The following is a 15,326-nucleotide window of genomic DNA, read 5'->3' as shown; positions in this document are numbered from 1 at the left end:
GGGAAAAACATGGGCAACAAAGTCAAGAATTTCGGCCTGATCGGCCTGGGCATGGTGGCCGGCGTTGCCGCCTCGATGCAGTTTTCCGCCATTGCGCAGAAGGCCGAAGCGCCGCTGCCGCTCGAAGAGTTGCGCCAGCTGTCGGATGTTTTCGGCCTGATCAAGTCGGATTACGTGGAGAACGTGGACGACAAGAAGCTGCTGCAGGACGCCATCTCCGGCATGGTGGCCTCGCTCGACCCGCATTCCGTCTACCTCGATAAAAAAGCCTTCCGCGAAATGCGCGAGTCGGTGCAGGGCAAGTTCGTCGGCATCGGCATTGAAGTGGCGATGGAAGATGGCTACGTGAAAGTGGTGTCGCCCATCGAAGATTCCCCGGCCTTCAAGGCGGGCATCAAGGCCGGCGACCTGATTACCCGCCTGGACAACGTGCCGCTCAAGGGCCTCACGCTGGACGAATCGATCAAGAAGATGCGCGGCGAACCGCGCAGCAAGGTGGTGCTCACGCTGTCGCGCAAGGGCGAGGACAAGCCGGTCATTGTGCCCATCATTCGCGAAGAAATCCGCGTGCAGAGCGTGAAGGCGAAGATGGTGGAGCCGGGCTATGTGTGGCTGCGCATCTCGCAGTTCCAGGAGCCGACCGTCGAAGACATGGCGAAGAAGCTGGGCGCGCTGTATGCGCAGACCCCGGACATCAAGGGCGTGGTGCTGGACCTGCGCAACGATCCGGGCGGCGTGGTGCCGGGCGCCATTGGCGTGTCCGCAGCCTTCCTGCCCAAGGATTCCGTGGTGGTGTCCACCAACGGCCAGCTGGCCGACTCCAAGCAGACTTTCTACGCGCGCCCCGAATACTATTCCGTGCGTGGGCCGGCCGATCCGCTGGCCAAGCTGCCGCCTGCCGTGAAGAATGTGCCGCTGGTGGTGCTGGTGAATGCCGGTTCCGCCTCGGCATCCGAAATCGTGGCGGGCGCACTGCAGGACTACAAGCGCGCCGTCGTCATGGGCAGCCAGACCTTCGGCAAGGGCTCGGTGCAAACCCTGCGCCAGCTCACCGCCGATACGGCCGTCAAGCTTACTACCGCCCGTTACTACACGCCGCATGGCCGCGCCATCCAGGCCAAGGGCATCGTGCCGGATATCGCCGTGGACGAAACCGCGGAAGGCGATGGCCTGAACAGCATGCGCCTGCGTGAAGCGGACCTGGAAAAACACCTGAGCGGCGATGCGGAAGAAAAGCGCGCCGTGAAAGTGGATGAACTGGAAGAAGAACAGCGCATCCTGGCGCTGGCCAAGCGCCAGAAGCCGATTGAGTTCGGCAGCAAGGACGATTTCCAGCTGGCGCAGGCGCTGAACCACTTCAAGGGCTTGCCGGTCAAGCTGGCGAAGGCGGACACCCCGGCCGAAAAACGCGCCGAAGAAATGCTGGTGAAGCCTGAAGTCAAGTCGGACATCAAACCGGAAGACAAGAAGGCGCCGGCCCGGAAGTAAGGCATGGACGATTCGCAGCTGCTGCGCTACTCGCGCCACATCCTGCTCGACGAAATCGGCATCGAGGGCCAGCAAAAGCTGCTCGATGCGCGCGTTCTGGTGATCGGCGCGGGCGGCCTCGGTTCGCCGGCGGCGCTCTACCTGGCATCGGCCGGCGTCGGCCATATCACCCTGGTGGATGACGACGAGGTGGACCTCACCAACCTGCAGCGCCAGATCGCGCACACCACGGAGCGCGTGGGCCGCAAAAAGGCGGAATCGGCGCGCGAAGCCATGGCGCAGATCAACCCCGCAGTGGAGGTGCTGGCGCTGGTGGAGCGCGCGGACGATGCGCGCCTCGCGGAGCTGGTGCAGTCGGCGGACGTGGTGCTCGACTGCACGGACAACTTCAAGACCCGCCATGCAGTGAACCGCGCCTGCGTGCAGCACCGCGTGCCGCTGGTGTCGGGCGCCGTCATCCGCTTTGACGGGCAGGTGAGCGTGTTCGACCCGCGTTCGGCTGAAAATCCCTGTTATTCCTGCCTGTTCCCGCAAGACCAGGCCTTCGAGGACGTGGCCTGCTCCACCATGGGCGTGTTCGCGCCGCTGGTAGGCGTGGTGGGCGCCATGCAGGCAGCGGAAGCGCTGAAACTCATCATGGGCATCGGCGAATCGCTGGCCGGGCGCCTGCTGCTGCTGGACGGCCTGCGCATGGAGTGGAGCAGCATCCGCATCGGCCGCCACGATACCTGTCCCGTATGCGCGGCGTAGGCTATACTGCCTGCTGCTTTTCGCACTAACTCACCTTAACTGGTTTCCATCTCATGCAAAAAGTAATACATCGTACGAAACGTTCCCGTGGTTTCACCCTGATCGAAATCATGGTCGTTGTGGTCATCATGGGCGTGCTGGCCGCGCTGGTGGTGCCCAAGCTGCTGAGCCGCACCGGCGAGTCGAAAGTGGCCGCCGCCAAGGTGGATATCGCCACCATCATGCAGGCGCTCAAGCTCTACAAGCTGGATAACCAGCGCTACCCAACCACTGAACAGGGCCTGCAGGCGCTGCTCACCAAGCCCACCACCGGTCCTGCCGCCAACGGCTGGAAAGAGGGCGGCTACCTGGAAAAAATGCCGCGCGACCCATGGGGCGCGCCATACCAGATGCTGTCGCCGGGCGTGAAGGGCGAGATCGATGTGTTCTCGCTGGGCGCGGACGGCCAGCCGGGCGGTGCGGGCGACGACGCCGACATCGGCTCCTGGGATAATTAAGTAAAAAAACCATGCAGCGCCGCCAGCGGGGTTTTACCCTGATCGAACTTTTGGTGGTGCTGGTCATCATCGGCCTCACGCTGGGTCTCGTCACCATGAACACGGCGCCGAGCCAGCGCCAGGCCATGCAGCAGGAGGCTCAGCGCGTGGCCCTGCTGCTGCAGCTGGCGCGCGATGAAGCCATTGTGCGCAACCGGCCCATCGCCTTCGAAGCCAACGCCGAAAGCTACCGTTTCCTGGTGCGGAACGGCCGTCAGTGGGAGGCGCTGCCGGAAGACGATATGCTGCGCCAGCGCGAATTCAAACGCAGCCCCATCACCTTGCTGCTCGACCCACCCACCAACATTCCCGGCACGATGCGCATCGTCTTCGGCCGCGAACCCGTCGACAAACCCTTTGTGCTGACGCTCGCCAGCGGCGACGTGAGCGCCGCCATCCGCGCGGACGGCATCGGTCACTTTACGGTGGAATGATGCGGGCGCAACGCGGCTTTACCTTGCTGGAAGTGCTGGTGGCGCTGGTCATTGTGGGCACGGCGCTTGGTGCGTCGCTGCGCGCTGTCGGCAGCCTCACGCAGAACAGCGACGGCCTGCGCAGCGCGATGATGGCCACATGGTCGGCGGAGAACCGGCTGGTGCAGATCCGGCTCGGCAAGGTGTTCCCGGCGATCGGCAAAACCTCGTTTGCCTGCCCGCAGGGCGATATGGAGCTGCTGTGCGAGGAAGAAGTGATCCTGTCCCCGAACCCGCGCCTGCGGCGTGTGGAAGTGAGTGTGTATGAAGCGGCACGGCCCGAGCGCCGCATCATCAAGCTGGTGCAACTGGTGCTGCGCGAATGAAGCGGCTCGCATGTAAGCGCGGCTTTACGCTGGTGGAGCTGCTGGTGGCGATTACCGTGCTGGCCATTGTGGCGGTGCTGGGCTGGCGCGGGCTGGACGGCATCGTGCGCTCGCGCGTGCAGCTGACGAACGAAATGGAGCAGACGCGCGGCATGCAGCTGGCCTTCGCGCAGATGCAGAGCGACCTTGAACAGCTGGCGGGTACGCCCTTGCTGCATAACCGCCAGAACCTGGTGGCCGATGCCACGCGCCTGATCTTTGTGCGCACCGTGTATCCGGAGAATGCGGCATCGCAGCTGCAGGTGGTGACATACCGCATTCGCGACGGCGTGCTGTCGCGCCGCGAATCGCCCGTCACGCGCGACCTCGCACAGCTGGACGGGCTGTGGCAGGCAGCCACCGGCGATTCCGATCCGGTGGCCGGCGTGCCGATGCAAACGAATATCGAACGCATGGGCGTGCGCCTGTGGCAGGGCGGTACCTGGCAGGCGCCCAATCCCGCAGGCGGCGCGTCCACCGCCAACCCCACGCCGCCGACCGGACTGGAAATGTCGCTGCAGCGCCATGGCCAGCAAAATCCGCTGATCAAAGTTTTTCTGCTGGGGGCCGTATGAGTGCGCGCCTGGCAAAGCAGCGTGGCGTGGCCGTGGTGACGGCGCTCCTGCTCACCACACTGGCCGTGACCATCGTGGCCAGCCTGTTCTGGCAGCAGCAGGTGCAGGTGCGTTCCATGGAAAACCAGCGCCTGCACCTGCAAACACGCTGGATCCTGCGCGGCGCCCTCGACTGGGCCAAGCTGATCCTGTGGCAGGATGGCCGCGACAATACGGATATCACCGCCGAGAACGGCGTCTGGGCCACTCCGCTGGCGGAGACCCGGCTGGACCAGTATGTGGAGCGCGAACGCCTGCAGAACGAATCCTATGACGCCACCATCTCCGGGCAGGTTTACGATGCCCAGTCGCGCTACAATCTCATGAGTCTTGCACCGCAGGGACAGGTCCAGCCGAAGGAAGTGGAAGTTTTCGAGCGGCTGCTGGCGGCGCTGCAGCTGGACGGCGGGCTGGCTATCGCCGTGGCGAACGAAGTGTCGCGCACCACCTTGCCGCCGAAAACGGCGGAGGGCAGCGGCAGCAAGGACGCCGAACCGGTTGCCATGATGCGTATCGAAGACCTGCTGGGCATCGCGGGCTTTACGCCGCAGTCGGTTGAGCGGCTGCGCGATTTCGTGATCGTGCTGCCGGAGCCGACGAAGGTAAACGTGAACACGGCCCCTGCGGAGTTGCTGTCGGCGCTGGTGCCGGGGATGCCGGTGTCGGAAGCGCAGTCCATCGTGCTGTCGCGCCGCCGCTCGGCATTCAACCAGAGCGCCTTCAGCGCGGTGCTGAACGGCAGGCCGACGGCGGTTGAGGTGGACTATAAAAGCGGCTACTTCCTCGTGCAGAGCCGCGTGAAGCTGGACCGTGCATCGCTGGAGACCTGGGCCCTGATCAAGCGCACCACCAAACCCATTCTGGCGACGACCGTTGAATGGATTCGGGAAATCTGAAAGAACGAAAGCGAGACCTTTTGACAACTCTGTACATTAGCTACCCGGCCCGCGCTGCCGCAGCTGCCAGCGACAACGGTGTGCCGCAAAGCTGCCATTTCGCGCTGGTGGGCGATGGCGGCAACGTCATGCAGCAGGGCGCAGGCGCATTGGGCAACCTCGGCGACCTGATCGCCTCCGCGCGCCGCGTGGTGCTGCTGCTGGCGGCGGCCGATGTGACGCTGTTGCGCGTGAAGGCGCCGCCGCTGTCCGGCTCCCGCCTCAAGGCCGCGCTGCCGGGCCTCGTGGAAGAACATCTGCTGGGCGATCCGTCCGAATGCGTGCTGGCGCTGGCGCCCGCGCAGCCGAACAGCGATGAGCGTGTGGTGGCCGTGGTGCAGCGCGCCTGGCTTGAAGTGCTGGTGCAGGCGCTGGTGGCGCAAGGCGCAAACGCCGTCTCCGCCATTCCATCGCAACTGTGCCTGCCGCTGGCGCCCGGCGGCGCATCCGCCGCGCTGGCAGCGGACGACGCAGGCCTGGAGCTGACGCTGCGCGCCGCGCAGTATGAAGGCATGGGCCTGACCCTGCCGGCAGAACCGGAAGCGGCGCTGCATACGGTGCGCGCGCTGGCCGGCGAAGCGCCGGTAACGCTGTATGTGCCGTCCGCGCAGCGCAAGCAGTATGAGGCGTTGCTGGCATCGGTATCCGGCATCACGCTGGAAGAGGATCACTGGGCCCACCGCATCTCCGCATCGCGCGCCGTGCAGCTGGACCTTGCGGCAGCACTGGGCGCTGGCAGCGGCGCCAGCGCGCGCAAATGGCAGCGCTGGCGCTGGCCGATCCGGCTTGCGGTGCTGGCGCTCGCCGTCAACATCATTGGCCTGAATGTGGACTGGTTCCGCATGAAGAATGAAGCCGAGGCAGTACGCAACTCCATGGTGCAGATTTTCCGCGGCGCCTATCCGAACGAAACCGTGATCCTCGATCCCGCGGGCCAGATGCGCAAGAACATCGCTGCAGCGAAGACCGCGCGCGGCGCCAGCTCGGCCGACGAATTTACGGCCCTTAGTGCCGCACTGGGCGAAGCGCTGGCAACCCTGCCGCGCCGCGACATCATCGCCACACTCGAATACCGCGATCGCACGCTGACCGTGAAACTGAAACCGGAAACCACCGACGCCAACGCGCGCACGCAGGTGCAGGCAGTGCTGGCCAACCGCCAGCTCTCGCTGACCGAAAGCGCCCCGGGCGTGTGGCAAGTGCGCGCAGGAGGTAAATCGTGAGCATTGTTGACCAATACCGCGCCCAGGCGCGCGCCTTCTGGGCCGAACGCTCGGAGCAGGAACGCAAGTTCCTCACCGTCGGCGGCATTGTGCTGGCGGTGGGCCTGGTCTACGGCCTGCTGATCGACCCCGCGCTGACGGGACGTGAAAAACTGCGTAAAGAGCTGCCGCAACTGCGCCAGCAGGCCGCCGAGCTGCAGGCGCTGGCGGGTGAGGCGGCGCAACTGGCCGCACAGCCGCCGCTGCAGGCGCCAGTGCCGATGACGCGCGAAACGCTGAACGCCAGCCTGTCGTCGCGCGGCCTGAATCCGTCCAATGTGGTGATGACGGGCGAGTATGCAAAGCTCGAATTCAAGGGCGCCTCGTTCGCCGGCCTGGTGACGTGGCTGGACACTATCCGCCGCGAAAACCGCATCGCTGTGCAGGACGCGGCCTTCACCGCGCAGAACACAGCAGGCCAGGTGGACGCCAGCATGACGCTGCGCCAGGAGCGCCAGTGAAGCGCGCCGTGCTATGGTTGCTGGCGATAGCGGCCACGGTAGCCCTCACGCTGGCGATTTTCTTCCCCGCCAGCTGGGTTGCCGCGCTGGTGGAAAAGCAGACCGCCGGCCGTTTGACGCTGGGTGATCCGCAGGGTACGCTGTGGAGCGGTTCGGCCTTTGTTGGCGGGGCGGCGAGCGGCAACAGTGCAATTACGCCCCTGCTGCCGGGCCGCTTCAGCTGGAAGATTTCGCCGATGGTCCTGCTGGGCAGTGTGAACATGGAACTGGATAATCCGGACGCGCTCACGCAGCCCCTGCACGTTACCGGCAGCTGGAAGGAATGGCAGCTCAGCCCCGGCGGCCTGAAACTGCCGGCCGACGGGCTCGCAGGACTGGGGGCGCCTTTGAACACGCTGGCCTTCAGTGGTCTGATGCAGCTGTCGTGGACCTCACTGCAGCTGGCGCTGGTGGACCGCAACATCGCGATGGACGGCCGCACTACGCTGAAGATGCAGGACATGTCCTCGCGCCTGGTGCCGATTCGTCCGCTCGGCAGCTACCAGCTGGCCATGGACTGGCGTGGAAAGAAAGCCAGCCTCGCGCTGGACACCGTCAAGGGACCGCTGCTGCTGCGCGGTTCCGGCAATCTTGACCGGGGGCGCTTCCAGTTCTCCGGCCAGGCGGAAGCAGCAGATGGATATGAAGCGACGCTGGGCAACCTGCTTAACCTGCTGGGCCAGCGCCGTTCCGTCAGCGGTAAAAATGTCATCGCACTAGAGTTCAGACAATGAAAAAACAGTTCGCAAGCAAATCCAAAACTCCATCGCTGCGCCGTGCAAGCGCGGCAGCACTGCTGTGCTGCCTGCTGGGCCAGTCCATCGGGCCGGCATGGGCACAGGCTGACGAAGCTGCGCTGAACTTTGTTGGCGCCGACATCGAATCGGTCATCAAGGCCGTCGGCCACTACACCAACATCACCTTCCTCATCGACCCGCGCGTGAAAGGCACAATCACGCTGGTGTCCGAGAAGGCCATCAGCAAGTCGCAGGCATTCAGCCTGCTGACCTCCGCGCTGCGCCTGCAGGGCTACGCTATCGTCAGCGGCGACGGCTATGCCAAGGTGGTGCCGGAAGCGGAAGCCAAGCTGCAGGCCAGCCCCACGGTGATCGGCCGCCAGGCCACGCCGGCGGGCGACCAGGTTGCCACGCAGGTCTTCCAGCTGAATCATGAATCAGCGGCCAACCTGGTGACGGTGCTGCGTCCCCTCATCACGCCGAACAACACCATCAACGCCAATCCGGGCAATAACACGCTGGTCATTACCGACTATGCGGACAACCTGAAACGCCTGGCGAAGATCGTGGCGGCGCTGGATGCGCCATCGTCCGCGGACCTGGACGTGGTCCCGGTGCGTAACGCCATCGCCAGCGACCTGGCCAGCATGATCAACAAGCTGATGGAACCCGGCGCAGGCGGCGACGGCGGCGGCCGCGTGACGGTGCTGGCCGATCCACGTACCAATTCGCTGGTGATCCGCGCCCCATCCGCTGCGCGCGCCAACCTCGCCAAGTCCCTGATCGCAAAGCTCGACCAGCCGACGACGGAGCTGGGCAATGTGCACGTGGTCTACCTGAAGAACGCCGACGCCACCAAGCTGGCCGAAACGCTGCGCGCCGTGATCTCGGGCGATGCGCCAATCACAGGCCAGAACGCGCTGAACAACACGCTGGGCAACAACCAGGCGACCATGCAGACGGGCGCCAACAATACCATCGGCCAGGCAGGCAGCAACAGCCAGTCCGGCGGCCCCACCAATCCCGCGCTGAGCGGCAACCGCACGAGCGGACAAGCTGCGGGCGGCGCGGGCGGCTTTATCCAGGCCGATGCATCGACCAATACGCTGATCATCACCGCACCGGAAGCGGTCTACCGCAACCTGCGCTCCGTGATCGACCAGCTGGACGTGCGCCGTGCCCAGGTCTACATCGAAGCGCTGATCGTGGAAGTCAGCGCGGACAAGGCATCCGAATTCGGCGTGCAGTGGGTTGGCGCCTCGGGCAACGACAAGAGCACCTACCGCATCGGCGGCCTGCAGTCTTTCTCCACTGCGGGCAATAACCTGGTCAATGTCTACAACGGCAATAACGCTCCGGGCAACGGCCTGACCATCGGCGTGTTCAAGCAGCTGGCGGACGGCAAGTTCGGGCTGGGCGCAGTGGCGCACACGCTGGAATCCGGCGGCAACGGCAATATCCTGTCCACGCCGAACATGATCACACTGGACAACGAAGTGGCCACGATCCGTGTCGGCCAGAACGTGCCTATCCTGACCGGCCAGTTCACCACCACCTCCGGCACCAACACCAACCCGTTCCAGACCATCGACCGCAAGGACGTGGGCCTGACGCTGAAAGTGCGGCCGCAGATTTCCGAAGGCGGGACCATCAAGCTCGCCATCTACAATGAATCGTCCAGCGTGGATCCGTCGTCAATCGGGGCCACCGCCGGCATTACCCTCAACACGCGCGTGATCGAAAACAACGTCATCGCGGACGACGGCCAGATCATCGTGCTGGGCGGCCTGATTGAAGACCGCGCGGGCGACAACGTCGAGAAGGTGCGCGGCCTGGGCGACATTCCCGTGCTGGGCAACCTGTTCAAGTACAGCACCCGCACGCGCAAGAAAACCAACCTGATGGTATTCCTGCGCCCTGTGGTCATCCGCAGCAAGGAACAGAGCATGAGCCTTGCCACCGACCGCTACGACTACATGCGCGCAGCCGGCGCCGCCTTCACGCCAAGCGATTCCGTGCTGCTGCAGCAACTGGGCCAGCCGCAACTGCCTTCGCTGACGAACGGCGTGCCTGCGCCGGACGCCGGCCTTGCCAAGCCTGTGCCGCCTGCGCCGGTATCGACGCGTGCGCCGGGCGCCGCCGAACCCGTTCCTGGCGAGAAGCCGAAACAATAATGAGCAATATGCTGCCTTACGCCTTCGCGCGCGACTTCCTCGTGCTGGCAAAGCCCGCCGATACCTCGGGCGCGGTGGAAGTCTATGTTTCCAGCGCCACCACACCGTCGGCGATTGCCGAAGTGTCGCGCCGCTTCGGCCGCATCCAGCTCAAGTCCCTGCCGCGCGCAGACCTCGAAGCTGCGATTGCCGACGCCTACGCGGGCGCCGGCGGCGACGTGTCGCAGGTTGCCGACGAATTCGACGCAGACCTCGACCTCACCAAGCTGCTGCAGGATGTTCCTGCCATCGAAGACCTGCTGGAATCTTCGGACGACGCACCGGTGATCCGCATGATCAACGCGCTGCTCACGCAGGCGCTGCGCGATGGCGCATCGGATATCCACGTGGAGCCTTTCGAACAGGTATCCGTGGTGCGCTTCCGTATCGACGGCGCCCTGCGCGATATCGTCAAGCCGCGCAAGGCGATTCACGGCTCGCTGATCTCGCGTATCAAGATCATGGCGCAGCTGGACATCGCCGAAAAGCGCCTGCCGCAGGACGGCCGCATCACGCTGCGCATCGGCGGCAAGCCGGTGGACGTGCGCGTCTCCACGCTGCCGACCGGCCACGGCGAACGCGCCGTGCTCCGTCTGCTGGACAAGGAAGCGGGCCGCCTCGACCTGCAGCACCTTGGCATGGGCGAGTCCATGCTGGCCCAGTTCAACGGCCTGATTGCGCAGCCGCACGGCATCGTGCTCGTAACTGGCCCCACCGGCTCCGGCAAAACGACCACGCTGTATGCCGCGCTGTCGCTGCTGAACTCCACCACCACCAATATCCTCACGGTGGAAGACCCGATCGAATACGACCTCGCAGGCGTCGGGCAAACACAGGTGAACCCGCGTATCGACATGAGCTTCGCCAAGGCCCTGCGCGCGATCCTGCGCCAGGATCCGGACGTGATCATGATCGGCGAGATCCGCGACCTGGAAACCGCGCAGATCGCCGTTCAGGCATCGCTCACCGGCCACCTGGTGCTGGCCACGCTGCACACCAACGATGCCGCATCGGCCGTCACGCGTTTGCTGGATATGGGCATCGAGCCCTTCCTGCTCTCGTCATCGCTGCTCGGCGTGCTGGCGCAGCGCCTCGTGCGCAAGCTGTGCCCCGTCTGCAAAACCTTCGAAGCAGGGCAGTGGAAAGCGGTCGGCTGCGACCAGTGCGGCAGCACCGGCTACCAGGGCCGCGTGGGTATCTACGAGCTGCTGGAAACGACGGAACAGATCCGCGCCCAGATCCACGACCGCGCATCCGAAGCGGAAATCCGCAACGTGGCCATTGCCGACGGCATGAAGACCATGCGCGAGGACGGCGAACGCTGGCTCGCGGACGGCACCACCACGCTGGCCGAACTGCTGCGCGTGTCGAAGGACTAAGCGATGCCGGCGTTCCGTTATGAAGCCGTGGATGCGGCAGGCGCAACGAAGAAAGGCGTCGTCAACTCGGACAGCGCGCGCTCCGCACGCTCCGAGCTGCGTGCGCAAGGACTGGTACCGATCAAGGTTGACGCGATCGCCGCGCAGGTTGATGCCAAAGGCGTGGCAAAGAGCCGCGGCTTCGGCGAAAAGCTCTCGACCAGCGAACTGGCGCTGTTCACGCGCCAGCTGGCCAGCCTGCTGGAAGCAGGGCTGCCGCTGGAACAGGCCTTTTCCGCACTGCTGGAACAGGCCGAGCGCCAGTACGTGCGCGACCTGATCGCATCCATCCGTTCCGAAGTGATTGGCGGCGCTTCGCTGTCCGACGTGCTGTCGCGGCATCCGCGCGACTTCGCCGAAATCTACCGCGCGCTGGTTGCCTCGGGCGAACAGATCGGCCAGCTCTCGCGTGTGCTGTCGCGCCTTGCCGACTACATCGAGCGCCGCAACGCGCTGGTGCAGAAAGTGAAGCTGGCCTTCACCTATCCGGCCATCGTCACTGTGGTGGCATTCTCCATCGTCATCTTCCTGCTCACCTATGTGGTGCCGCAGATCGTATCGGTGTTCGCGAACACCAAGCAGAAGCTGCCGATCCTTACCGTCATCATGCTCGCGGTATCCGACTTCGTGCGCAGCTACGGGCTGATTGTGCTGGTGCTGCTGATCGGCGCCTGGTTCGCGTGGCGGCGCGCATTGCAGAACATCGCGCTGAAAACACGCTGGCACACCTGGCTGCTAACTGCGCCGCTGTACGGCAAATTCGAGCGCAGCCTGAACACCTCGCGCTTCGCCAGCACGCTGGCGATTACCACCGGCTCCGGCGTGCCTATCCTGCGCGCGCTGGAAACCAGCCGCGACACGCTGTCGAATGTCGCCATGCGCCAGCTGGTGGAAGACGCCAGCAACGCGGTGCGCGAAGGCGTAAGCCTGGCGCGTGCGCTGTCGGTGCAAAAACACTTCCCGCCGATGCTGATCCACATGATCCGCGCGGGCGAAATCACGGGCGAACTGCCGGCCATGCTGGAACGCGCCGCCAACGCGCAGGAACAAGACCTGGAACGCCGCACGCTGACGATCGCGGGCCTGCTCGAACCCGCGCTGATCCTCGCCATGGGCGTGGTGGTGCTGCTGATCGTGCTGGCCGTGCTGATGCCGATCATCGAGATCAACCAGCTGGTGCGCTGAACACTGGAGAACACATTGAACCGACTGCCCTTCCTGAGCACCGTAGCCGCGGTACTGGCCCTCACGGCCTCGCTGGCGTACTGGGGAATCCAGCTCTTCACGCCGCCGCAGCGGCAGATTGCCGCCGTGCCGGTGCAGCAGGCGCCCGAGGCGCCGATCGACCTGGCGCGCGGCCTGTTCGGCGGCCAGACCGCCGTGGCGGCGGTCAGCAACTTCCAGCTGGTGGGCGTGGTGGCATCGCGCGCGGGACAGCGCAGCGTGGCGATCATCGTTGCCAATGGCGAGCCGGCGAAGGCCTATCCGATGGGCGAAGAAGTCGCGCCCGGCGTAACGGTGCATGATGTGCAGGCGCGCCATGTGATCCTGCTGGAAGGCGGCGTGCAGAAGCGCATTGATTTGCCTGCAGCCGAAGGCGTGTCGTCCACGACGACGGCGCCGCTGGCGCCGGTGAACCAGCCCACGCTGACTCCGCCGCCAGCTCCGGCGCAGCCGGCGCCATCCGCCACCCCCCTCGTCACGCCGCCGCCAGGCACCCCGGTCGGCCCCCCGGGCCAGCTCGCCCCCGCCCAGCAGCCCACCACTTCCCGCTAGGCAAAATTGCCTGGAAATTGGGGACAGACCCTATTTACTAAAATCCGGGTCCGTCCCCAATTTATAGGGGGTTTGCAGCAGCTGCTAGCCCGGGGGAGGGAAGCGGAATCGCGCAAAAAAATCAGGGACAGACCCGGATTTCCAAAATCCGGGTCTGTCCCCAATTTCTAAGCAATATTTCTTAATCGGGGTCTGAGCCCGACAGCTTTTTAATGAGGGCGCGCTTGGCGGCCTGGCGTTCGGCGCTTTTGCTGCGCTCGTGCGGACCCGCTGAACGCGCCTTGGCCAGCGCCGCAAAGGGATTGCGGGGCTTGAGCGGAGGCGCGGTGACCACGATCTTTTGCCGGGTCTTCAGCGATTTGTTGGCCATTACAAGACGTAGCGCGACAGGTCTTCGTTGACAGCCAGTGCATCCAGGCGCTGGTTGACGTAGGCGGCGTCGATCACCAGCGTTTTCTCACCGGTCTCCGTTGCCGTGAAGGAGATTTCTTCCAGCAGCTTTTCCATCACCGTGTACAGGCGGCGCGCGCCGATGTTTTCGGTGCGCTCGTTGACCTGGTGCGCGATCTCGGCCAGGCGCGTAATGCCGTCCGGCGCGAAGTCGAGCGTCACGCCTTCCGTCGCCAGCAGCGCTTCGTACTGGCGCGTGAGGCAGGCGTCGGTACTCGTCAGGATGCGCTCGAAGTCGGCAATCGACAGCGATTCCAGCTCCACACGGATCGGGAAGCGGCCCTGCAGCTCGGGTATCAGGTCCGAGGGCTTGGCCAGGTGGAAGGCGCCGGAGGCGATGAACAGGATGTGGTCGGTCTTGATCATGCCGTACTTCGTGTTCACGGTCGTGCCTTCCACCAGCGGCAGCAGGTCGCGCTGCACGCCGGCGCGCGACACGTCGGCGCCGCTGCCTTCGGAACGCGAGGCGATCTTGTCCACTTCGTCCAGGAACACAATGCCGTTCTGCTCCACGTTCTGGATGGCTTTCTGCTTCATCTCGTCTTCGTTGACGAGCTTGGCCGCTTCTTCATCCAGCAGCAGCTTCATCGCTTCCTTGATCTTGATCTTGCGCGCCTTTTTGCGCGAGCCGCCCACGCCGGCGAACATGGACTTGATCTGCTCCGTCATTTCTTCCATGCCGGGCGGCGCCATGATTTCCATGGTCGGGCCCTGCTCGGCCAGCTCGATCTCGATTTCCTTGTCGTCCAGCTCGCCCTGGCGCAGGCGCTTGCGGAAGGTCTGGCGCGTGGCGTCGTTGGACGGCACGTCCGAAGCCTGGGTGTTGCTGAAGCCGAAGTCGCGCGGCGGCGGCAGCAGGATGTCGAGCACGCGGTCTTCCGCCGCATCCTCGGCGCGCGCGCGCACCTTGGCCATCTCGGCCTGGCGGGTCTGCTTCACGCCGATGTCGATCAGGTCGCGGATGATGGTGTCCACGTCGCGGCCCACATAGCCCACTTCGGTAAACTTGGTCGCTTCCACCTTGATGAAGGGCGCATCGGCCAGCTTGGCCAGGCGGCGCGCGATCTCGGTCTTGCCCACGCCGGTAGGGCCGATCATCAGGATGTTTTTCGGCGTGATTTCGTGGCGCAGCGGTTCTTCCACCTGCTGGCGGCGCCAGCGGTTGCGCAGCGCGATGGCGACCGCGCGCTTGGCCTTGCCCTGGCCTACGACGTGCTTATCGAGCTCGCCGACGATTTCCTGGGGTGTCATGTTCATGGTCTTCAATCCAGCGTTTCGATAATGTGGTTCAGGTTCGTGTAAATGCACAGTTCTCCGGCGATCGTCAGTGATTTCTTCACGATCTCGGCCGGCGAGAGCTCGGTGTTCTCGGCCAGCGCCTTGGCGGCCGACTGGGCGTAGCTGCCGCCGGAACCGATGGCGCCGATGCCGTCTTCCGGCTCCAGCACATCGCCGTTGCCCGTGATGACCAGCGTGGAGCTCGCATCGGCCACCAGCAGCATCGCCTCCAGGCGGCGCAGCACGCGGTCGGTGCGCCAGTCCTTGGCCATCTCGACCGAGGCGCGCAGCAGGTGGCCCTGGTGTTTTTCCAGCTTCGCTTCGAAGCGCTCCAGCAGGGTAAAGGCGTCTGCCGTGCCGCCCGCAAAGCCCACCAGCACCTTGCCGTTATAAACCTTGCGCACCTTGCGTGCCGTGCCCTTCATGACGATGTTGCCGAGAGTGACCTGGCCATCGCCGCCCAGCGCAACCTGGTTGCCGCGCCGCACGCTCAGAATAGTGGTGCCGTGAAATTGTTCCATAGTGACCTCA

General features: G+C 64.7%; 17 protein-coding genes. 14 read left to right on the top strand and 3 right to left on the bottom strand.

Annotated features, from left to right (window positions below; all coding sequences use genetic code 11):
- Positions 1-9: 9 nt before the first annotated feature.
- The 14 genes from ACJRPG_RS10660 to ACJRPG_RS10595 are packed head-to-tail and all read left to right on the top strand — an operon-like array spanning position 10 to position 13,067.
- Positions 10-1,488 carry a S41 family peptidase gene (locus tag ACJRPG_RS10660; RefSeq protein ID WP_408000059.1) on the top strand — a complete coding sequence of 493 codons (1,479 nt, stop codon included), beginning with the start codon at positions 10-12 and terminating at the stop codon, positions 1,486-1,488.
- A gap of 3 nt (positions 1,489-1,491) precedes the next feature.
- On the top strand, positions 1,492-2,238 hold the full coding sequence (locus ACJRPG_RS10655) for a HesA/MoeB/ThiF family protein (RefSeq protein WP_408000058.1): 747 nt from the start codon (positions 1,492-1,494) through the stop codon (positions 2,236-2,238).
- A gap of 53 nt (positions 2,239-2,291) precedes the next feature.
- Positions 2,292-2,735, top strand: coding sequence for a type II secretion system major pseudopilin GspG (gene gspG / locus ACJRPG_RS10650; protein WP_408000057.1), 444 nt, complete (start codon positions 2,292-2,294; stop codon positions 2,733-2,735).
- Positions 2,736-2,746: 11 nt separating this feature from the next.
- A complete protein-coding gene (gene gspH, locus ACJRPG_RS10645; protein WP_408000056.1) occupies positions 2,747-3,208 on the top strand; it encodes a type II secretion system minor pseudopilin GspH in 462 nt (153 codons plus the stop codon).
- Positions 3,205-3,573 (top strand): type II secretion system minor pseudopilin GspI, encoded by a 369-nt coding sequence (gene gspI, locus ACJRPG_RS10640; protein WP_408000055.1) that lies wholly within the window; start codon positions 3,205-3,207, stop codon positions 3,571-3,573. The genes gspH and gspI overlap by 4 nt, the downstream gene beginning before the upstream one ends.
- Complete coding sequence (locus ACJRPG_RS10635; protein ID WP_408000054.1) at positions 3,570-4,187, top strand: type II secretion system protein GspJ; 618 nt, start codon at positions 3,570-3,572, stop codon at positions 4,185-4,187. Before gspI ends, ACJRPG_RS10635 begins: the two co-directional genes overlap by 4 nt.
- Positions 4,184-5,122, top strand: a complete 939-nt coding sequence (gene gspK, locus ACJRPG_RS10630; protein WP_408000053.1) for a type II secretion system minor pseudopilin GspK — start codon at positions 4,184-4,186, stop codon at positions 5,120-5,122. The genes ACJRPG_RS10635 and gspK overlap by 4 nt, the downstream gene beginning before the upstream one ends.
- A 20-nt stretch (positions 5,123-5,142) precedes the next feature.
- Positions 5,143-6,384 carry a type II secretion system protein GspL gene (gene gspL / locus ACJRPG_RS10625; protein ID WP_408000052.1) on the top strand — a complete coding sequence of 414 codons (1,242 nt, stop codon included), beginning with the start codon at positions 5,143-5,145 and terminating at the stop codon, positions 6,382-6,384.
- On the top strand, positions 6,381-6,884 hold the full coding sequence (locus ACJRPG_RS10620) for a type II secretion system protein M (RefSeq protein ID WP_408000051.1): 504 nt from the start codon (positions 6,381-6,383) through the stop codon (positions 6,882-6,884). Before gspL ends, ACJRPG_RS10620 begins: the two co-directional genes overlap by 4 nt.
- Complete coding sequence (gene gspN / locus ACJRPG_RS10615) at positions 6,881-7,657, top strand: type II secretion system protein N (protein WP_408000050.1); 777 nt, start codon at positions 6,881-6,883, stop codon at positions 7,655-7,657. Before ACJRPG_RS10620 ends, gspN begins: the two co-directional genes overlap by 4 nt.
- A complete protein-coding gene (gene gspD, locus ACJRPG_RS10610) occupies positions 7,654-9,834 on the top strand; it encodes a type II secretion system secretin GspD (protein WP_408000049.1) in 2,181 nt (726 codons plus the stop codon). The genes gspN and gspD overlap by 4 nt, the downstream gene beginning before the upstream one ends.
- On the top strand, positions 9,834-11,252 hold the full coding sequence (gene gspE / locus ACJRPG_RS10605; protein WP_408000048.1) for a type II secretion system ATPase GspE: 1,419 nt from the start codon (positions 9,834-9,836) through the stop codon (positions 11,250-11,252). The genes gspD and gspE overlap by 1 nt, the downstream gene beginning before the upstream one ends.
- A 3-nt stretch (positions 11,253-11,255) precedes the next feature.
- Positions 11,256-12,476: a type II secretion system inner membrane protein GspF gene (gspF, locus tag ACJRPG_RS10600; protein WP_408000047.1), complete on the top strand. Its 1,221-nt coding sequence runs from the start codon at positions 11,256-11,258 to the stop codon at positions 12,474-12,476.
- 15 nt (positions 12,477-12,491) lie between these two features.
- Entirely contained in the window at positions 12,492-13,067 is a 576-nt protein-coding gene (locus ACJRPG_RS10595; RefSeq protein ID WP_408000046.1) for a type II secretion system protein N, read from the top strand.
- 181 nt (positions 13,068-13,248) lie between these two features.
- Here the strand turns inward: ACJRPG_RS10595 and ACJRPG_RS10590 are convergent, their stop codons facing one another.
- The 3 genes from ACJRPG_RS10590 to hslV are packed head-to-tail and all read right to left on the bottom strand — an operon-like array spanning position 13,249 to position 15,316.
- The gene (locus tag ACJRPG_RS10590) at positions 13,249-13,437 is read right to left on the bottom strand and encodes a hypothetical protein (RefSeq protein ID WP_408000045.1); all 189 of its coding nucleotides are present in this window, start codon (positions 13,435-13,437) and stop codon (positions 13,249-13,251) included.
- Positions 13,437-14,774: an ATP-dependent protease ATPase subunit HslU gene (gene hslU / locus ACJRPG_RS10585; protein ID WP_408000044.1), complete on the bottom strand. Its 1,338-nt coding sequence runs from the start codon at positions 14,772-14,774 to the stop codon at positions 13,437-13,439. Before hslU ends, ACJRPG_RS10590 begins: the two co-directional genes overlap by 1 nt.
- Before the next feature lie 5 nt (positions 14,775-14,779).
- Positions 14,780-15,316, bottom strand: a complete 537-nt coding sequence (gene hslV / locus ACJRPG_RS10580) for an ATP-dependent protease subunit HslV (protein ID WP_408000043.1) — start codon at positions 15,314-15,316, stop codon at positions 14,780-14,782.
- Between the last annotated feature and the right edge of the window lie 10 nt (positions 15,317-15,326).

The organism is Pseudoduganella rhizocola, assembly GCF_045984285.3.
In the GTDB taxonomy this organism is placed as follows: domain Bacteria; phylum Pseudomonadota; class Gammaproteobacteria; order Burkholderiales; family Burkholderiaceae_D; genus Rugamonas.
Note: the sequence above shows the minus strand (reverse complement) of the source record. Positions and strands in the feature narration are given on the sequence as shown.